The organism is Kitasatospora sp. NPDC058115 (assembly GCF_042884635.1).
In the GTDB taxonomy this organism is placed as follows: domain Bacteria; phylum Actinomycetota; class Actinomycetes; order Streptomycetales; family Streptomycetaceae; genus Kitasatospora.
In genome coordinates, this window is record NZ_JBHVTL010000001.1 from 55,723 (window position 1) to 73,550 (window position 17,828).

Annotated in this window: 18 protein-coding genes; 5 read left to right on the forward strand and 13 right to left on the reverse strand. The window is 74.8% G+C overall.

The genetic code is table 11. From position 1 onward, the window contains the following. Positions 1-54: 54 nt before the first annotated feature. From ACFVVL_RS00190 to ACFVVL_RS00235, 10 genes are all read right to left on the reverse strand, one after another. Entirely contained in the window at positions 55-156 is a 102-nt protein-coding gene (locus ACFVVL_RS00190; protein WP_380283557.1) for a DUF6893 family small protein, read from the reverse strand. Next, positions 153-659 (reverse strand): hydrogenase maturation protease, encoded by a 507-nt coding sequence (locus ACFVVL_RS00195; protein ID WP_387670119.1) that lies wholly within the window; start codon positions 657-659, stop codon positions 153-155. Before ACFVVL_RS00195 ends, ACFVVL_RS00190 begins: the two co-directional genes overlap by 4 nt. Further along, positions 656-2,029, reverse strand: a complete 1,374-nt coding sequence (locus ACFVVL_RS00200) for a hypothetical protein (protein ID WP_387670121.1) — start codon at positions 2,027-2,029, stop codon at positions 656-658. Before ACFVVL_RS00200 ends, ACFVVL_RS00195 begins: the two co-directional genes overlap by 4 nt. Further along, on the reverse strand, positions 2,026-2,670 hold the full coding sequence (locus ACFVVL_RS00205; RefSeq protein WP_380293457.1) for a DUF6084 family protein: 645 nt from the start codon (positions 2,668-2,670) through the stop codon (positions 2,026-2,028). Before ACFVVL_RS00205 ends, ACFVVL_RS00200 begins: the two co-directional genes overlap by 4 nt. Beyond that, a complete protein-coding gene (locus ACFVVL_RS00210; protein ID WP_380293455.1) occupies positions 2,667-3,320 on the reverse strand; it encodes a DUF5947 family protein in 654 nt (217 codons plus the stop codon). The genes ACFVVL_RS00205 and ACFVVL_RS00210 overlap by 4 nt, the downstream gene beginning before the upstream one ends. Then, a complete protein-coding gene (locus ACFVVL_RS00215; RefSeq protein ID WP_387670124.1) occupies positions 3,317-3,799 on the reverse strand; it encodes a thioredoxin in 483 nt (160 codons plus the stop codon). The genes ACFVVL_RS00210 and ACFVVL_RS00215 overlap by 4 nt, the downstream gene beginning before the upstream one ends. After that, positions 3,796-5,580, reverse strand: coding sequence for a nickel-dependent hydrogenase large subunit (locus ACFVVL_RS00220; protein ID WP_387670126.1), 1,785 nt, complete (start codon positions 5,578-5,580; stop codon positions 3,796-3,798). Before ACFVVL_RS00220 ends, ACFVVL_RS00215 begins: the two co-directional genes overlap by 4 nt. Before the next feature lie 85 nt (positions 5,581-5,665). Further along, a complete protein-coding gene (locus ACFVVL_RS00225; RefSeq protein ID WP_387670128.1) occupies positions 5,666-6,721 on the reverse strand; it encodes a hydrogenase expression protein HypE in 1,056 nt (351 codons plus the stop codon). A 132-nt stretch (positions 6,722-6,853) separates the two neighbouring features. Further along, positions 6,854-8,536 carry a hydrogenase maturation protein gene (locus ACFVVL_RS00230; protein WP_387670621.1) on the reverse strand — a complete coding sequence of 561 codons (1,683 nt, stop codon included), beginning with the start codon at positions 8,534-8,536 and terminating at the stop codon, positions 6,854-6,856. 117 nt (positions 8,537-8,653) lie between these two features. Beyond that, positions 8,654-8,848, reverse strand: a complete 195-nt coding sequence (locus tag ACFVVL_RS00235) for a hypothetical protein (RefSeq protein ID WP_387670130.1) — start codon at positions 8,846-8,848, stop codon at positions 8,654-8,656. A 362-nt stretch (positions 8,849-9,210) separates the two neighbouring features. Here ACFVVL_RS00235 and ACFVVL_RS00240 point away from each other — a divergent pair, with 362 nt between their 5' ends. Both ACFVVL_RS00240 and ACFVVL_RS00245 read left to right on the forward strand, forming a co-directional pair. Next, positions 9,211-10,857 (forward strand): ABC-F family ATP-binding cassette domain-containing protein, encoded by a 1,647-nt coding sequence (locus tag ACFVVL_RS00240; protein ID WP_387670132.1) that lies wholly within the window; start codon positions 9,211-9,213, stop codon positions 10,855-10,857. Between the two features lie 42 nt (positions 10,858-10,899). Then, positions 10,900-11,463 (forward strand): CGNR zinc finger domain-containing protein, encoded by a 564-nt coding sequence (locus tag ACFVVL_RS00245; RefSeq protein ID WP_380293443.1) that lies wholly within the window; start codon positions 10,900-10,902, stop codon positions 11,461-11,463. Between the two features lie 120 nt (positions 11,464-11,583). On the opposite strand, the gene ACFVVL_RS00250 is transcribed toward ACFVVL_RS00245, so the two are convergent. After that, the gene (locus tag ACFVVL_RS00250) at positions 11,584-12,018 is read right to left on the reverse strand and encodes an Ohr family peroxiredoxin (RefSeq protein ID WP_380293441.1); all 435 of its coding nucleotides are present in this window, start codon (positions 12,016-12,018) and stop codon (positions 11,584-11,586) included. 256 nt (positions 12,019-12,274) lie between these two features. Here ACFVVL_RS00250 and ACFVVL_RS00255 point away from each other — a divergent pair, with 256 nt between their 5' ends. The 3 genes from ACFVVL_RS00255 (at position 12,275) to ACFVVL_RS00265 (ending at position 13,906) form a co-directional block, all read left to right on the forward strand. Continuing rightward, complete coding sequence (locus ACFVVL_RS00255; RefSeq protein ID WP_380293439.1) at positions 12,275-12,697, forward strand: XRE family transcriptional regulator; 423 nt, start codon at positions 12,275-12,277, stop codon at positions 12,695-12,697. A gap of 92 nt (positions 12,698-12,789) precedes the next feature. Further along, positions 12,790-13,341, forward strand: a complete 552-nt coding sequence (locus ACFVVL_RS00260) for a ParH-like protein (protein WP_387670135.1) — start codon at positions 12,790-12,792, stop codon at positions 13,339-13,341. After that, positions 13,334-13,906, forward strand: a complete 573-nt coding sequence (locus ACFVVL_RS00265; protein WP_387670137.1) for an MAB_1171c family putative transporter — start codon at positions 13,334-13,336, stop codon at positions 13,904-13,906. Before ACFVVL_RS00260 ends, ACFVVL_RS00265 begins: the two co-directional genes overlap by 8 nt. A gap of 70 nt (positions 13,907-13,976) precedes the next feature. Here ACFVVL_RS00265 and ACFVVL_RS00270 read toward each other — a convergent pair whose 3' ends face one another. After that, positions 13,977-16,181 (reverse strand): tetratricopeptide repeat protein, encoded by a 2,205-nt coding sequence (locus ACFVVL_RS00270; protein ID WP_387670139.1) that lies wholly within the window; start codon positions 16,179-16,181, stop codon positions 13,977-13,979. 49 nt (positions 16,182-16,230) lie between these two features. After that, a complete protein-coding gene (locus ACFVVL_RS00275) occupies positions 16,231-17,442 on the reverse strand; it encodes a hypothetical protein (protein WP_380293431.1) in 1,212 nt (403 codons plus the stop codon). Positions 17,443-17,828 lie beyond the last annotated feature (386 nt).

Below are 17,828 nucleotides of genomic sequence, written 5' to 3' on the forward strand. Positions count from 1 at the left end.
CGCAGCCGCGCCGCCGCCGCGCCCGGGACTACGCCGGACGCACCAACGCGCCGTTCACATCCGGCGGATGCGCAGATAGCGCTTCAGGTCGTCCAGGTTCTGCACGACCAGGGCCACGACGGCGGCCAGCACGGCCGCGCACAGCAGCTTCCTCATGACGGTGAGACCTCTCTCTCGGTCAGCTCCGGCGCACCGACGGTCCGCAGGACCAGCCGGACCGCCTCCTCGACGGCGGCGGCCACCGGTGCGCTCAGTCCGATCCCCTCCTCCAGCGACTGCGGCTCGCAGCCCACCACGAGGACCCGGTCGGGCGGGGATCCGCCCGTTCCCGCGGCGAGTGTGCCGAGCAGCGCGAGCACGGCGTCCGGGCCCATCCGGTGCCCGTCCAGGACGGGCGCCTCCACCGGCCCGGCGTCCGCCTCGATGAGGTACACCGTGCCCGGCTCGCCACCGCGGGCGGTGGCGTCGACGAGCACCAGCATCCGGTAGCCGTCGAGGAGTTGGTAGGCCAGATGGACCCCGCGCACGCCGACGTCGAGCAGTTCGACGCCGGCCGGCAGCGGGTGCTCGCGCAGCCGCCGCACGGTCTCCACCCCGAAGCCGTCGTCACCGAGGAAGATGTTGCCCACCCCGGCGACCAGCACCCTTGGCCGCGTCACGGCGCCTCCAGCGGGGTGATCTCGTCGGGCTGGAAGTACCGGTAGCGGCCCTGGGCGCGCCACAGGTCCGCGCCCGGGTCGTCCTCCAGGGTGACCGCCAGGTGCACCGAGCCGTCGACGTCGTGCAGCACGGCCTCGACCACGGCGGTGCGCCCGGCCAGGAAGAGGTCCTGGGCGTCGGTGCGCCGCCGTCCCGGCCGCAGCAGGACCCGGCTTCCGGCGCCGACCTCGCGGCCGTCGACCAGGACCCGGTCGCGGTCCGGGTCGACCTCCGGATCGTCGCCCGGGTCCCACCAGGGCTGCCCGGGCTCGTTGCCGGTGATCCCGCGCAGGCCCCGGACGGCGCCGTGCAGCCGCTCCAGCACCTCCGGGGGCATCGAGTCGGCGAGGTCGATCACCGCGCCGGCCCGCTCGTCGGTGCCCCGGGCCTCGCGCTTCTCGCGGTCGGTCAGGGCGGCGGTGCGCAGGGCGAGGATCTCGTCGATCTCGGTGGCGTCGTAGAGCGCGCCGGGGCTCTCGGGGGCGATGGCGGGGTGGTCCTCCAGGATGATCGGCGAGGAGAGCACCACCCGGTCGCGGCCGGGCGGGCCCGCCAGCACCGGCCAGGTGTGCTCGTTGCGGCACTGCCCGGCGGCGGCCCGCGCCCACTCGGGCGGGTCGGTCGGCGACAGGAAGGCGCCGTGGTCGAGCCCCAGCAGCAGGTGCGCCGAGACCAGCGAGCGCGCCAGCGCGGTGTCCCGCCCGTCCTCCGGCCGCGGCGCCCAGTCGGTGGTGTTCTCCACCACGGCGGTCAGCAGCCGCACCGGGTAGGGACCGGGCACGTCACGGGCGGTCAGCCGGAGCAGGCCGTCGGTGCGCTCCCAGCGGCGCAGCAGCCGCCCGGCGACGGCGCCGTCCGCGCGCAGCACCTCCACCTCCCGGCCGGCCGGGAGGTGGAAGGGCCGCACCACCTCGCCCGCCAGTTCCCCGACCGGCACCACGAGCTCGACGCGTTCCTCGACGCCCTCGTCCCACGGCACCAGGACCCGGTCGGCGAGCTCCAGTTCGGCGGTCTCCTCGTAGCCGCCGCGGGGCAGGGCGCGTTCGACGGTGCGCCGCCGGGCCCGCAGGAAGCGCAGCTCGACGGCCAGCCGGTCGCCGGGGCGCGGCTCCATCAGGCATTCGGTGCGCTGGTGGAAGTGCTCGCCGCTGTCCGCGCCGTAGCCCGGCGGGACGAGCACGCCGAACTGCCAGCGCAGCCGGTTCTTCGCCGCGGAGGCCCGGTAGGGGTAGAGCACGTAGCCCTCGAACAGCACGGCGTCGGCGATCTGCCGGGCCTGGGCGAACCTGGCCTCGATCTCGGGGGTGAAGGCGGGGCCGGGGGCGGTCACCGGGCCGCCTCCCCGACCTCGGCGCCGGCCAGCAGCGCGCGCACGGTCGCCTCCCAGGACGGCAGGGCGCGGCGCGAGCGGTAGGCGAGCAGCGCGTCCATCAGGTCCTCGGGCAGCCGCAGCCAGCCGCAGCCGGGGAAGTGCCGGTCGATCGCCTCGCGCCACACCCGTACCGGCATCCGCACGGTGGCCTCCCGGTCCCAGGGCACCGGGGAGACCTGGAAGCCGCCGGGGCCGGCGAAGGCGGTGCCGGAGAACAGCAGCAGCAGCGGGACCTCGCCGTCGTCCAGGGCCCTGAGGTAGCGGGCGGCGGCGACGTCCTGGTCGTAGGTGCAGGGGACGGGCAGGTCGAGCTCGGTCTCGCCGGTGAAGCCGGGGACCATCAGCGGCACCTGGGCGAACTCCACGGGGTGGAGGGTGGTGCCCCAGCGCGCGCGCTCGCCGAACAGGTCGGCGAGCCGGCCGGCCTCCGCCTCGGCGTAGCCGCGCCGGGCGGGCTCGATGCGCAGTTGGCAGCGCAGGGCCAGGGCGTGCACCCGGGCCCCGGGCGGCGCGGTGATCCGCAGCCGGAACAGCAGGGTGGGCCCGGCGGCGTGCTCGGCCGCGCGGACGGCGGTGCAGGTGAAGGCGAGCGGGGTCATCGGGGTCCGTCCTCTCGCAGCGGGCGGGCGCGTTCGGCGAGCCGGGCGAAGAAGGCGTCGAGTTCGGCCCGGGCCTCGGCCCCGCCGTCGAACCCCTTCCAGCAGCGCCGCAGCCGGCCGACCAGTTCGTAGCAGGTGTCGATCGGCACCAGCAGGCAGTGGATCCCGGCGTCGGTGCGGCGCAGCAGCAGCGCCTCCACGTCGGGTTCCAGGACGGCGGCGAGCCGGCTGCCGCCGAGGGCGGCCTGCCAGGCGGCCTCGTCCGGTTCGCTCTCGGTGGCCCCGCCGGGGCCGGGGTAGAGCAGCACGAGCCGCTCCTGGCGGGCGTTGCGGAAGAGGAAGGCGGTGCCGACCGGGATGCCGAGGGCCGCCCAGGCCCGCTCGTCGATCCGGTGACCGGGGTCGGGGTCGGTGAGGTGGCGGTCGGGGACGTGCCGGTAGCGGCCGCCGGCCGCGCCGGGCCGGCGGAACAGCAGCGCGCAGGCGGTGCAGACGCAGGTGAGGTTCTGCTCCTCGGTGTCCACCAGGTGCCGGTGGGACGCGGGGACGCCCTGGCCGCAGAAGGCGCAGCGCTCGGGCTGCGGCGGTACGGGCTCGCGCAGCCGGTGCAGCAGGGCGGTGCCGGGGCGGGCGAGTCGGCGGGCGCTCACCGGGCGGCCTCGGCCGGCTCGCCCGGGCGGGTGCCGATCTGCAGCAGCCGGGGGGCGCTCTCGAACACCAGGGTGGTCACCTCGGGGGCGTGGCAGGCGAGCTGGGCCTCGATGTCCTCCTCGGAGCAGCCGCAGCCGCCGCCGGTGCGGCGCAGCCGGGCGGTGCCGGTGGCGGGGTCGAAGCCGGCCGTCTCGACCGTCCCGGGCAGTGCGGCGAGCGCCCGGTGGATCCGGGCGGTGGTGTCCTCGGGGTGCAGGTCGTGCAGGACGAGCAGGGCGGCGACGGCCGGGTCGTCCAGCAGCGCGGCGAGGGCGGGCGCGGGCAGCGCGCCGACGATCCGGGCGAGGCCGTCGTGGTAGAAGTCCATGAGGTCGCGCACCAGTTGTTCGCCGGCCTGCTGGGCCGCCCCGTCGCCGCCGATCCGGTCGAGCCGGTCCAGGGTCTCCTGGACGCGCCGGCCGGTCCGTTCGGCCGTCATGCGGTGAGTCCGCTCAGGCCGGTGGGCACGTGCATCTGCTGCACGGTCCGCCCGCCGCCGACGTACATGTGCACGCCGCAGGGCAGACAGGGGTCGAAGCTGCGCACGGCCCGCATGATGTCGATGCCCTTGAAGCTGTCCGGCGGGTTCTCCTCGAAGATCGGGGTGTTCTGCACGGCGTCCTCGTAGGGCCCGGGCGTGCCGTGGCTGTCGCGCACGCTGGCGTTCCACGGGGTCGGCGGGTACGGGTGGTAGTTGGCGATCTTCCCGTCGCGGATCACCATGTGGTGGGACAGGACGCCGCGCACGGCCTCGGTGAAGCCGCAGCCGATGGACTCGTCCGGCACCTCGAAGCGCTCCCAGGTCTGGCTGCGCCCGGCCCGGACCTCGTCCAGCGCCTTCTCCGCGAAGTGCAGGGCGCAGGCGGCCGCGTAGGCCTGGAAGTAGGTGCGGGCGCGGTTGCGTTCGAGGGCGTTGCTCCACTGCGGGATCTTCCACTCGAAGGTGGTCTCCGGCTTGGTCATCGAGCGCGGCAGGTTGATCCGCACGCTGTGGCCGGTGGCCTTGACGTAGCCGATGTCGACCAGCCCGGACAGGGCGGTGGACCAGAGCCGGGCGATCGGGCCGCCGCCGGTGTCCAGGGCGAGGTGCTCGGTGCCGTCGAACCAGCGCGGGGACATCACCCAGCTGTACTTGTCGTCGAAGTCGCGCTTCTGCGGGGCGGGGATGGTGTGCTGGTTCCAGGGGTGGCGGGGGTCGACCGGGTTGCCGAGCGGGTCGTGGGTGACGAAGAGCTCCTCGCCCTGCCAGTCCCGGTAGTAGGAGCTGCCGAGTAGGATGCGGATGCCGAGGTTGATCCGGGTGAGGTCGTTGGTGACCAGCTTGCCGTCGACCACCACACCGGGGGTGACGAACATCTTCCGGCCCCAGTCGGTCATGTTGCGGTAGGTGAAGTCGCAGTGGTCGGGGTCGTTGAGGCTGCCCCAGCAGCCGAGCAGGACGCGCCGGCGGCCGACCTCCTCGTAGCCGGGCAGCGCCTCGTAGAAGAAGTCGAAGAGGTCGTCGTGGAGCGGCACGACCTTCTTCATGAACTCCACGTAGCGCATCAGCCGGGTCAGGTAGTCGGTGAACAGCTGGACGGTGGCGACCGTGCCGACCCCGCCCGGGTAGAGCGTGGAGGGGTGCACGTGGCGGCCCTCCATCAGGCAGAACATCTCCCGGGTGTAGCGGCTGACCTGGAGCGCCTCGCGGTAGAACTCGCCCTCGATGGGGTTGAGCGAGCGCATGATGTCGGCGATCGTGCGGTAGCCGTGGTCGCCGGCGTGCGGGGCCTCGGTGCGCTCGGCGCGCTCCAGCACGCCGGGGTTGGTCTCGCGGACCATCTTCTCGCAGTAGTCCACCCCGACCAGGTTCTCCTGGAAGATGTTGTGGTCGAACATGTACTCGGCGGCCTCGCCGAGGTTGATGATCCACTCGCCGAGGTGGGGCGGCTTCACGCCGTACGCCATGTTCTGCGCGTAGACCGAGCAGGTGGCGTGGTTGTCGCCGCAGATGCCGCAGATGCGGCTGGTGATGAAGTGGGCGTCGCGGGGGTCCTTGCCCCGCATGAAGACGCTGTAGCCGCGGAACACCGAGGAGGTGCTGTAGCACTCCGCGACCTTCTTCTGCTTGAAGTCGATCTTCGTGTGGATGCCCAGGCTGCCCACGATCCGGGTGATCGGGTCCCAGGACATCTCCACCAGGCCGCTGCCGTCCCCGGCCGCCCTGCTCGTCGCTGTCATCGTCTCTGTCGTGCCCTTCTCTGGAGGCGGGGAGGGGGTGCGGCGGCGGGGCCGCCGCGCACGGTGCGCGCGGCGGCCCGTCCGGTCACCGCGGCGGGCGGTAGCCGGTGGTCAGGGTGTGCCCGGTGTGGCGCCACCGGGGTTCCTCGTCGAGCGTCTTGAGGGTGATCGCGCGCAGCCGCCGGATCACCGAGCCGTAGGACCGGCTGACCTTGGTGGAGACGGTCGAGCCGGGCGGCGGGTCCATGAACGGCATGAACTTGTCGGGGAAGCCGGGCATGGTGCAGGCGATGCAGATGCCGCCGACGTTCGGGCAGCCGCCGATGCCGTTGATCCAGCCGCGCTTGGTGACGTTGCACTTAACGACCGGGCCCCAGCAGCCGAGCCGCACCAGGCACTCGGGGGTGCCGTAGTCGGTGGCGAACTGCCCCTGCTCGTAGTAGCCGCCGCGGTCGCAGCCCTCGTGCACGGTGGCGCCGAACAGCCAGAGCGGCCGCAGCTTGTCGTCCAGCGGGATCATCGGCGCCGAGCCGGCCAGCTGGTAGAGCAGGTAGGTCAGGGTCTCGGCGAAGTTGTCGGGCTGGATGGGGCAGCCGGGCACGCAGACGATCGGCAGGCCCGCCTTGGACTTCCACCCCCATCCGAGGTAGTCGGGCACGCCCATGGCACCGGTCGGGTTGCCCTCCATGGCGTGGATGCCGCCGTAGGTGGCGCAGGTGCCGATGGCGACGACCGCGGTGGCCTTGGGGGCGAGGCGGTCCAGCCACTCACTGGTGGTGATCGGCTGACCGGTATCCGGATCGTCGCCGAAGCCGCACCAGTAGCCCTCCTCCTTGATCCGCTCGTTCGGGATGGACCCCTCGACGACCAGGACGAACGGATCGAGCTCGCCGCGGTCCGCCTTGAAGAACCACTCGACGAAGTTGTCGGCGCCCTGGACCGGGCCGCACTCGAAGTCGATCAGCGGCCAGTGCACCGCGACCTTCGGCAGGCCCGGCAGCGCGCCGGTGACGATCTCCTCGATGCTCGGCTGCATGGCGGCGGTCAGCGCGACCGAGTCGCCGTCGCAGCTCAGACCCGCGTTGATCCAGAGAATGTGCACCACGTCGGTGTCGGTGGCGTTCGTTGCTGCAGCACCCATGAGGATGCCTCCTCGGAACTGGGAGCCGGACGAAATGGCTCAGAACCGTCATAACAGCCCCCGGCCGGTCCCGCCGGTCCACGGAGCCGGACGGAGCGTCCGAACGGCCGCAATCCGGGTGGACCGTCCGGGTCACGCCCCAGGGGCGGGGGCGGGCAGCTTGCGGACGAAGGCGGAGCGCAGCGCGTGGTAGGGCGCCTGCGGGTCGAAGAACTGGCGGTGCATCACGGCCAGCTCCGCCGTCCGGTGGTCGGCGAGCGGCCGGACGCGCTCGTCGGCCTCCCGGGCGGCCTTCTTCGCGGCGATCCGGCCGTACACCGTCGGCGAGGCGGCGGTCAGCCGGGCGAGGCGGGCGGCCGCGGGCCCGAACTCCTGCGGGGTGCAGGGCAGGACCCGGTCGACCAGCCCGGCCCGCAGGGCGGCCGCGGCGCTCACCGGCAGGGCGGCTCCGGTGAGCCTCGCGGCCTGCGCCGCGCCCACCCGGCGCGGCAGGCTGTACGTCCAGTACTCCGAGCCGTGCAGTCCCATCAGCCGGTAGTGCGGGTTGAGCACGGAACCCCGCCGGCACCAGACCTCGTCGGCGGCCAGCGCCAGCATCACCCCGCCGGCCGCCGCGTTGCCGCCGAGGGCGGCGACCACCAGGCGGTCGGTGGTGGTGAGGACCGCCTCGACCAGGTCGTCGATGGCGTTGATGTTGGCCCAGGACTCGGCCGCCGGGTCGGCGGCGGCCTCGATCACGTTGAGGTGGATGCCGTTGGAGAAGAAGTCGCGACCGCCCCCGAGCACCAGGACGGCGGTCGGGCGGGTCAGCGCGAAGCGGTAGGCGTCGAGCAGACGGCGGCAGTGGCCGGTGCTCATCGCGCCGCCGGGGAAGGAGAAGCGCAGGAAGCCGACCGGCCCGTCCTCGCGGTAGCGGATGTCCGACCAGACCGGGTCGTCCCCGGCCGGCATCACCGGGGCGGGCAGCTCCGGCAGCGCGGGCAGCGCGTCGCCGAGGGCGGTGACGGCGGGCAGCTTGAAGGTGGCGGGCCCGCCGGGGGTGCGGCGCCGGCGCAGCTCGGGGATCCACACCGCGCCGTCGCGGGTCGCCCGGCACAGCGCCCCGGCCCGGGTGGCCAGCAGCTCGCCGGGGCGCCCGCGCAGCGCCCGTTCGGGGTGGCCGCCGTGCAGGTACCAGGCGCCGCCGAGCAGTTCGTCCAGCACGCCGGGCCGGGAGTCGGCGGCCCGCAGCTTGAGCACCACCGTGTCGGTGGTGTCGCGCGCCCAGTCGATCCGCCGCACCTCCTGGCGCAGGAAGGGCCGGGTGTGGTCGGGCGCCCGCCAGTCGGGGCCGCTCTGCGGGCGGGGGGTGTGGGTGCCGGAGGCGAAGCGCCGCACCGCCCGCAGCACCGCCTCGACGGCGGCGTCGGAGACCTCGTTGCGGTAGAGGTCGCTCTTGGCGACGGGCGGCAGCGGGCAGGGCGCCGAGGCCCAGACGGGGCCGGCGTCCATCAGCTCGTCGGCCTGGAGCACCGTCACGCCCCAGAGGGGTGCGTCCTCGTGGATCGCCCAGTCGAGGGCGGACGGGCCGCGGTCGCCCGGCGGGCCCGGGTGCACGATCAGGCAGGTGACGGCCGACCAGACGTCGCGCGGCAGCGCCGTGGTGAGCATCGGCGCGATCACCAGGTCGGGGGCGAAGCCGCGCACCGCCGCCCGCAGCGGCTCGTCGCCCGCGGTGGCGAGGTGGACCTCGACCGTGTGACGGCGGTCCCGCAGTTCGGCGTGGACGCGCTGGGTGAGGCTGTTGAACGCGCTCGCGACGAGCAGGATCCGCATCTGCGCCTCCGGCGGTGTGGGCACCCGTGGACGCGGTGATCATCTCCCCCGGGCGCGCCGGGGCCCGCCACGCCGCTCCGCCGGGTCACCCGGGCGGCGGGCCGGGCCTCGGAGGGCCTACAGGCCGAAGTCGACGGCCAGGCAGTTGTAGAACCGGAAGGCGCCGTCGGGGTCGTAGGCGCCGCCGTTGCCGTCCTCCGGTGCGGCCGGCACCTCCTGCGTCATGTCCTCGAAGCGGATGCGCTCGGGGAGGCGGCCGAAGCGGGCGAGCCTCGCTTCGGCGGCGGGATCGTCGGTGCGTTCGCTGCTCATGACCACCCTCCGGGTCGGGAACGGTCCCAGGATGCGCCCCCGTTCGTCACCTGTCAAGGCGGTGACTGCACGCTTCCGGCCAGGGTGCCGGCCGGGCGGGCGGCGCGGCGGCCCGGCGCGTCCCTCGGCCGTCGCGGGTGTCGGGCGTAGCTGTTACGCTCCGAGGGCCCAGGACCTTTGAGCGAGGAGTGGCGGACATGGCGGGTGACGACGACATCTCCGGGTGAGAACCGGAGTCGACGGCCACCGGCCGGCGTGTGGAAGCGCCGGCGGCGTGGTCCGTTCCGTCGTGTCCCGCTCCGTGCCCGCCCCCGGGCAGCGGTGGTTCCGTCCCGCTGCCCGCAGCCGTCCCGAGGTTCCCCGTGCCCCACTCCGCCCTGCTCGCCCGTGACCTGGTCCGCAACCTCGCGGGCCGACGCGTCCTCGACGGCGTCCACCTCACCGCCTCCCCCGGCCGGCGCATCGGCCTGATCGGGGAGAACGGCGCCGGGAAGTCCACCCTGCTGAGGGTGCTCGCCGGCGTGGACGAACCCGACGGGGGAAGCGTCACGCGCCCCGCCGACCTCGGCTTCCTGCACCAGGAGCTGCCCTTCGCCGCCGGCTCGACCGTCGCCGCCGTGCTCGACGAGGCGCTGCGCGAGGCCCGCGCCGACCTCGCCGAACTCGACCGGCTCGGCATCGAGCTCGCCCGCGTCCCGGAGGACTCCCCCGGCCACCGGGAACTCCTCGACGCCTACGGCCGGCGCCTGGAGCAGGCCCGGCACCGGGACTCCTGGGACGCCGACCGGCGCGCGGCGCTGGTCCTGGAGGGCCTCGGCCTGGGCGGGGTCGCCCACGACCGCGCCCTCGGCTCGCTCTCCGGCGGCCAGCGCGGCCGGCTCGCCCTCGCCGCGCTGCTGGTGCGCCGCCCGTCGGCGCTGCTGCTGGACGAGCCGACCAACCACCTCGACGACCGGGCCGCCGCCTTCCTGGAGGAGCACCTGCGCGCCCTGCCCGGCGCGGTGGTGGCCGCCAGCCACGACCGGGCGTTCCTGGACGCGGTCTGCACCGAGCTGATCGACCTCGACCCGGCGGTGGACGGACCGGTCCGCCACGGCGGCGGCTACAGCGCGTACCTGGCAGCCGGGCGCGCCGAACGCGAGCGCTGGGAGCGGCGGTTCGCCGAGGAGCAGCAGGAGCTGGCGGAGCTGCGCCGGCAGGCGGGCGTCACCGCGCACCGGGTCGCGCCGGACCGGGGGCGGCGCGACAACGAGAAGATGGGCTACGGCCACCGGGCGGGCCGGGTGCAGAACCAGATCTCCCGCCGGGTGCGGGACGCCGCGCGGCGGCTGGAGGAGCTGGAGCGCGCCCAGGTCGCCGAGCCGCCGCGTCCGCTGCGGTTCGCGGCCCCGGCGCTGGCCGCCGCGCCCCCGGAAGGGACGGGGACCGCGGACGACCCGGGGCCGCTGGTGGCCCTGCGGGAGGTCCGGGTGCCGGGCCGGCTCGCGCCGGCCACCCTGGAGGTGCGGGCCGGCGACCGGCTGCTGGTCACCGGCGGCAACGGCGCGGGGAAGTCGACGCTGCTCGCCGTGCTCGCCGGTCTGGTCGCCGCCGAGGGCGAGGTGCGCCGCCGGCCCCGGCTCACGGTCGGGCTGCTCGCCCAGGACACCGTGTTCGAGCGGCCGGAGCGCACCGTCGAGGACACCTACCGGTTGGCGCTGGGGGCGGCGCGGGCCGAGCGGGTGCCGCTGGACTCGCTCGGACTGCTGGACCCGGCGGACCGGGACAAGCCGGTCGGCCGGCTCTCCGTCGGCCAGCGGCGGCGGCTCGCACTGGCGCTGCTGGTGGCCCGCCCGCCGCAGTTGCTGCTGCTCGACGAGCCCACCAACCACCTGTCCCCGCGCCTGTGCGACGAGTTGGAGGAGGCACTGGGCAGCGGCCCGGGCGCGATCGTGCTGGCGAGCCACGACCGCTGGCTGCGCCGACGATGGCGGGGGCGTGAACTCCGGCTGACCCCGGGGGTGCGGTGACCTGTCCTTGCGCCGGTCACAGTCACCTGTCAGCATGGTGATGTGAATCTCGACCATGTCTTCGTGTGCGGGCACCCGGCCCTGGACTTCGCGGCCACCCTCCGCGCCCGGCGCACGGTCCGCTTCGAGATGTTCGTGACGCCGGAGCGGCTGAACGCCTGGTACCTCGACAGCGGGCTGGTGGACACGATCACCCCGGGCGACGAACGCGACGTCCGGGAGGCGAGGACGGTGCGCGAGGCCGTCTACCGGCTGGTCACCAACCGGGTCGCCGGGGAGGAGTTCGACCGCGAGGCGCTGGCCGTGCTCAACGCCGCCGCCCGCAAGACCCCGGTGACCCCGCAGCTCACGGTGGCCGGGCGGCACAACGAGGCGACCCCGGAACAGGCGCTGGCGACCGTCGCCCGGCAGGCCGTCGAACTCCTCAGCGGGCCCGACGTACCGCTGCTGAAGGAGTGCGGCAACCCGGAGTGCACCCGGATCTACATCGACCGCTCCCGGGGCATGCGGCGCCAGTGGTGCGGCATGGAGTCCTGCGGCAACAAGATCAAGGCCGCCGCCTACCGCGCGCGGAAGAAGACCGCCGCCCCCGCCGGCCTGCGCTGAGTCCCGGCCGGACGACACCGCCCCTCGGCCCGGCCGTGAACCGGCCGGGGGGCTTGCGGCATGGTGCGGGTCCCGCGCAGGGGGAGGGCGCGGGACCCGCGGTCCGGGGGTCCGGCCGGGTCACACCGCCCCGGCGGCCCGGGCGTTGACGGTCACCGGGATGTTGTCGCGGGTGGCCTTGGAGTAGGGGCAGGTCCGGTGGGCGGCCCGGGCGAGCTCCTCGGCGGTGGCCTGGTCCACCCCGCCGAGCACCGGGTTGAGGACGGCGGAGAGGCCGAACTCGCCGTCGTCGCCGTGGGTCAGCGTGATCTCGGCGGTGACGGCGGTGCTGGTGAGCCGGATCCCGCGGGCGCCGGCGGCCAGGCGCAGCGCCCCGAGGAAGCAGGCGGCCCAGCCGGCGGCCAGCAGCTGCTCGGGGTTGGTCGCGGTGCCCGCGCCGCCGAACTCCTTCGGGATGGCGAGAGCGGTCTCCAGCAGACCGTCCGAGGAACGGACCCTGCCGCCGTTGCGGCCCTCCCCGTCGACGTCGACAACGGCGGTGTAGGTGACTGCCATGACTGGTGCTCCCCATCTGGATCGACTGCGGTCCGGCCACCCCGGAGTCACGGACCCTTTTCCCGTCACCGGTCGAGGTGGTGACGCCAGCATGGCAGCCATGCGCGTCACCAGTCAAGGCGGTGACGACGAACGAGGTGACGGCCCGTCCGGCGGCTCCGCGCGGGGCGAGGGGGAACTACAATGGGCGACCGTCGCGCGTGCTCGATCCACACACGCACCGCGCGTGTGCCCGGGGTGAGGGGAGAGGTGTGCCGTGCCCGACGCAGACTCCGGTACGTCCACGCTCGCAGGGAAGATCGACCGGCTCTTCGACGTGGTCCGCCGTCCCGACCGCGAGCCGTACACCCACGAGGAGGTCGCCCGCGCCTGCCGCGAGGCGACCGGTGAGAGCTTCTCGGCGACCTACCTGTGGCAGCTGCGCACCGGCCGCCGGGACAATCCGACGAAACGTCACCTCGAAGCTCTGGCCCAGTTCTTCCAGGTCCCGCCGGTGTACTTCTTCGACGACCGGCAGAGCGCCCGGATCGCCGAGGAGCTGGCCCTGCTCGGCGCCCTGCGGGACGCGGGCGTGCGCGACGTGGCACTGCGCGCGGTGACCCTGTCGCCCGAGGGGCTCGGCACGATCCGCGACATGATCGAGGCGATCGCCCGGCTGGAGGCCGGCGGCGGCAGGTAGCGGAAATCGGCGTCGAAGCGGTTCTCCCGGCGCGTCCCCGTCCGTAGGATCACCTCCCGGCTGAGGGTGGTCGAGCACCGGGGGGAACGGACGTGGGGCAACCGGGTGGGGCGGAGCGACGCGGGCTCTGGCAACGATGTCGCACCGTCGCGGACTCGCTGCCGCTCCCGGAGCCGTTCGGCATTCCGGCGCTGACCGAGGCGCTCGCCCGGCGGCGCGGCCGGCCGATCGAGCTGATCCCGCTCTCCGGCCCGCTCGACGCGCCCTGCGGCGCGCTGGTCAGCACCGACCGGGCGGACTACATCGGCTACCCGCTCGACACCACCGCGCTGCACCAGCAGCACATCGTGCTGCACGAGATCGGCCACCTGCTCTGCGGGCACACCGGTGGCACCGGGCCGGGCGCGAGCGTCGCCCAGGCCCTGTTCCCCCGGCTGCCGGGCGAGTTGGTCCACCGGGTGCTCGGCCGGTCCGCGTACTCGGAGCGCCAGGAACAGGAGGCCGAGCTGGTCGCCTCGCTGGCCCTGCACCGGGCGCTGCACCGGCCCCGGGCCACCGTGACCGCGCGGCTCGCCGAGCGGATCCTGCGGCTGGGGTACGCGCTCGACCGCCCACGGCCGCGCGGTGCGGCCCGGCGTGGCTGACCGACGCCGCAGCCGCCTCCCCCGGCTCCGGCGGGCCGTGCGCCGCGCCGTCCGGCGGGCCGACCCGGGCGGCCGGGCCGGGGCCCGGCGTGACCACCGCCGGCTCGGGCCGCTCTGGTCGGTGCTGCGCTCGGAGCTGCCGGAGATCGAACTCATGACGCCGGAGCGCGAGTTCGGTCCGGCCGGCGGGCGGCGGGACATCCGGTTCGCGCTCTACCGGCGGATCATCGAGATCCGCGACGGCCAGCTGGCCCTGCGTCCCCATCTGCACCCCCGGGTGGCGCACTGGGTGCGCGAGGTCGCCCGCCCCTCCGGTCCGGAGGAGTTCGCGGCGCTGGTGGAGGCCGCCGCGATCGCCGCCGCGCTGGAGGCCGCCCGGGCCGGGCACCGCTTCCCCGCCGGGCCCGGCCCCGGGTGGGTGCCGCACCCGGTGGTGGCCGGGCTCCGCGAGGAGGCGGCGTGGCTGGTCAAGGTGGCTGCCGCGTACCGGGGTTCACCCGTCATGGCGCACGTCCGCCGCCGGGTGCGGGCCGAACTGGCACAGGCCGGCGCCGCACCGTGCTGAGGTCCGTCCCCGGTCCCGGGGGACGCCGGTGGCGAGGACCGGGGACGGACCGGCTGGGGTGCGGGCCGCTTCAGGCGCGGGCCAGCTCGGGCATCAGCTCGTACACCTGGCCGGCGGAGTCCGGGTCGGCCGCCAGGCAGGCCAGCAGGTCCGCCCTGGCGGTCTCCGCCCGGTCCAGGCCGATCAGGCAGCGCGCCCGCTGCAGCCGGGCGTCGACGTCCTCGGTGGACTCCACCACCTCGTCCAGCAGCCGGACGGCCTCGCCGTAGCGCCCGGCGTCGTGGTGGACCACGGCCAGGTTGAACCGCAGGCCCGGCTCGGCGGACAGCTCGACGGCGCGTGCCAGGTTGCGGCCCGCTCCGTCCAGGTCGCCCTGCTGGTAGCGCAGTTCGCCGAGCAGGGCCCAGGCCTGGGCGTAGTCGGGGTCGGCGGAGAGCGCGGCCGCGTAGGCGTCGGCGGCCGCCGCGGGGTCGTCCGCCGCGGCCAGCAACTGGCCCTGGAGGCAGAGCAGCCGGGCGTTCCCGGGGGTGCGGGCCAGCCCGGCCCGGACCTCCGCGCGGGCGGCCTCGTGGGCACCGGCCTCGAACAGCAGCGAGGCCCGGTTGAGCCGGGCGTCGTCGAACTCCGGGTCCAGCTGGAGGACGTAGCCGAAGTCCGCCACCGCCGCCTCGGTGTCGCCGAGTTCGGCCAGCACGTCGGCGCGGTTGAAGTACGCCTCGGGGAACGGCGGGGAGAGCCGGACGGCGCGGTCGTAGTCGGCCAGCGCCCGCTCCGGTTCGCCGAGGTCGCGCCAGAGCATGCCCCGGTCGAAGTGGTACTCGGCGTAGTTGGGGTCGCAGTCGATCACGGCGGTGTAGTCGGCGACGGCCTCGGCGTGCCGGCCGAGGGCCGCGTACACCTGCGCGCGGTTGTAGCGCAGCACCGAGCGGTGCAACGCGTGCTCGTGCGGCTCCAGGGTCTCGTCCAGCTGCGCGATGCAGGCGTCCAGCAGCTCCAACGCGGCCTGCGGGCGGCCCTGGTGGACCTCGATCAGCGCGAGCCCGTTGCGGTTGAACACCACGCGCGCCTCGCGCTCCTTGGGGTCCGGGTGCCAGCGGGCGAAGGCGATCGCCTGGTTGGCCCAGGCGCGGGCCAGTCCGTGGTCGCGCCGGCCGGCCTCGAAGTGCCGGGTGTGCAGCATCGCGGTCGCGTACGCGGCCTGCATGTGGACCTCGGGCGAGGCGCTGAGCGTACGGGCCTCGTCGTAGAGCGGCAGGGCGCGCTCCGCCAGGCCGAGCGCGGCGAAGGAGGTGGTCATCTTGGTGGTGAAGGCCCACCAGTGGGTGGGGTGGCTCTCGTGGGTGACCAGCCGGCGGCCGCGCTCGCCGAGGTCGACGACCGCGTGGTAGTAGCCGAGGTCCATGCAGTGGTCGAGGGCGTGGCGCAGGATGTCGGCGCCGACGCCGGACGGGTCGCTGCCGTGCTCGGCGTGCCAGGCGATGGCCCCCAGCCTCAGCGAGGACTCGCCGACCGTCTCCAGCTCGGCGCGGCGCAGGTCGTGCAGCCGGGCGCGTTCGTCGGCCGGCAGCGCCCGGTAGGCGGCCAGCGCGGCGGGGTCGTCGCCGGTGCCGTCGGCGACGACGTGGGCGCGGCCGAGCCCGGGCCCCGAAGCGCCCGCCCGCGACGGGCCGTCCTCCCGGGCGGCGGGGACGTCCAGCACGGCGCAGTGCGCGGCGAGCGCGTCCGGCAGGGTCTCGCGGCCCGGACCGTCCGGGCGCTCCAGGGCCTCGGTGCCGGTGGTGACCACCACGGTGAGCAGCCCGGGGTCGATCCGCCGCAGCAGGACGGCGAGGAACTCGCCGTCGGTGGGGTCGGCGCGGTGGGCGTCGTCGACGACCAGGGTGCGCGGGCCGTCGCCGGCGGCGCGCAGGTACGCCTCCAGGAACTCGACCAGGCCGTGGGCGATCCGCAGGGTGCGCAGCGCGGAGTAGAAGCGGGTGCGCTCCTTGGGCACGGCCAGGGAGGTGAGCGTCTCACGGGTGGCGGGCACCAGCTCGCGCAGTTCCGGAGTGGTGGAGAGGAGTTCGATGTCGTGCCCGGAGACGGCCTCGGGGCAGCGGGCGAGCGCGTCGGGCACGATCGCCCGCAGCACCGAGCCGACCGCCGTGTAGGGCCCGCGCAGCCGGCGGTCGGCGTTCACCACGGCGAGCACGGGCGGCAGCTCCAGCCGGTCGCGGGCCTCGACGCGGGCGGAGCGCCGGGCGGCACGGACCCAGTGGTGGCGGTGTTCGGCCATGGCTCAGCTGCCTTTCGTGCGGTGACGTGGGATCAGGGGGAACGCGGTGTCAGAGCGCGCGGGCGGCACGCCGCTCGCGCAGGGCGATGACCACGACGACGCCGGTCTGGGCGAGGCTCAGCAGCATCAGCAGCAGCGAGTCGAGCCGTCCGGCCACGGACGCCTCGCCGGTCAGCCGCAGCCACATGTCGCGCAGCAGCCGGTAGGCGGTCGGTACGACGACGCCGGCGAACATGGTGAGCGTGAAGGCGTAGCCGGTCACCATCAGCCAGGCGTACCAGCGTGCGACCCGCCGGTCGACCGGGTGGTGCACCGACAGGTCCACCGGCGGGCGTCCGGTGAACCTCCGTGCGGCGTTGCGCAGGACGTCGCTCGCGGCGGCGTGCAGGTCGACGCAGCCCAGCGCGGTGCAGAGCAGGACGTAGAGGTCGGTGCGCAGGTAGAAGAAGGCCTGCCAGGCGAGCCGCAGCACGGTGGCGTAGGCGATCGCGAGGCAGAGCCGGGCGGCGCCCGCGTCGATCCCGCGCAGGAGGTCGGCGGTCAGGGTGAGCACGGCGATCGCCAGGACGTCGGCCAGCATGCCGGCCAGGATGGGCAGGTAGCGCTTGCGGCGCGGCACGCTGACCAGTCCGTCGAGCGAGGTCTCCAGCACCAGGTAGACCAGGCGGCGGCCGATCGAGAGCTTCGAGCGGAGCCCGAGCCGTCGGCCGGCCAGCGCGTGGAAGGCCTCGTGGAGGGCGAGCAGCGGCGCCTGGCCGAAGAACAGCAGCAGCACGACCAGGGTGTAGGAGGGGCTGAAGAACAGGTTGTCCATGCTCGGGACCAGGGCGGGCACCCGGATCATCTCGGCCGCGGCGAGGGCGGCGAGGAGTGCGTAGCCGATCAGCGCGGGCCGGCTGAAGACCGCCCGGCCCAGCCGCTGCCAGCGCACCGGCGCGGTCGCGGCGGCCGGCACCCCGGCGGCCTCGCCGGCGGGGCGGAGCAGGTCGAGGTCGGCGAGCACCTCGACCAGGTCGGCGATGTCGACGCTCTCGCCGTGCGCCTGCCGGTAGCGCTCGGCGGCCTCGCGGGGTGTGGCGCCGTCGGCGAGCAGCCGGACCAGTTCGGCGCCGTCGGCCGGGAAGACGGCGTAGGTGTCGTTCTCGGGGCTGCCGATGGTGACCTCGTCGCCCTCCTCCAGGTAGACGAGCCGGCGCAGCGGCAGCGGGCGGTCCAGGTCGAGGCCCGGGGCGTCGGAGCCGCTGTCGACGGAGGAGTACACGGGTCCTCCTGTGGGAGGTGGGCGGCGGACGGACGGGATCCGGGCGGGGCGGAGCGGTGCCGGCCGGGACGCACCCGGCCGGCACCGCGTTCCCCCGTGCCCGGAGCCGGGATCAGAGCTGCTGGGTCACGATGCAGTCCCACGGCAGGTACAGCGCGCGAGCCGTGCTGGTCAGACGGACCGGGCCGGTCTTGCGGACGACGATCTTCTTCATGACGGACATCTCCTTCCATGACGGGCGGTCAACAGAGTCGGCCATGAGCTGAGATGAATAGGAGTTTGACTCCCAGTCACCTCAGCTCGGCCAGCACCAAGGGTGGTGAACGTGAGCGGCCCGCGTCAAGAGATGCGCACCGGGTCTCGCGGGGTAGCGCCCCGGCAATGAA

Coding starts and splice junctions, on each gene's coding strand:
- ACFVVL_RS00190 (WP_380283557.1), bottom strand. CDS start 156: ATGAGGAAGCTGCTGTGCGCGGCCGTGCTGGCCGCCGTCGTGGCCCTG.
- ACFVVL_RS00205 (WP_380293457.1), bottom strand. CDS start 2,670: ATGACCCCGCTCGCCTTCACCTGCACCGCCGTCCGCGCGGCCGAGCAC.
- ACFVVL_RS00215 (WP_387670124.1), bottom strand. CDS start 3,799: ATGACGGCCGAACGGACCGGCCGGCGCGTCCAGGAGACCCTGGACCGG.
- ACFVVL_RS00220 (WP_387670126.1), bottom strand. CDS start 5,580: ATGACAGCGACGAGCAGGGCGGCCGGGGACGGCAGCGGCCTGGTGGAG.
- ACFVVL_RS00225 (WP_387670128.1), bottom strand. CDS start 6,721: ATGGGTGCTGCAGCAACGAACGCCACCGACACCGACGTGGTGCACATT.
- ACFVVL_RS00230 (WP_387670621.1), bottom strand. CDS start 8,536: ATGCGGATCCTGCTCGTCGCGAGCGCGTTCAACAGCCTCACCCAGCGC.
- ACFVVL_RS00235 (WP_387670130.1), bottom strand. CDS start 8,848: ATGAGCAGCGAACGCACCGACGATCCCGCCGCCGAAGCGAGGCTCGCC.
- ACFVVL_RS00250 (WP_380293441.1), bottom strand. CDS start 12,018: ATGGCAGTCACCTACACCGCCGTTGTCGACGTCGACGGGGAGGGCCGC.
- ACFVVL_RS00270 (WP_387670139.1), bottom strand. CDS start 16,181: ATGGCCGAACACCGCCACCACTGGGTCCGTGCCGCCCGGCGCTCCGCC.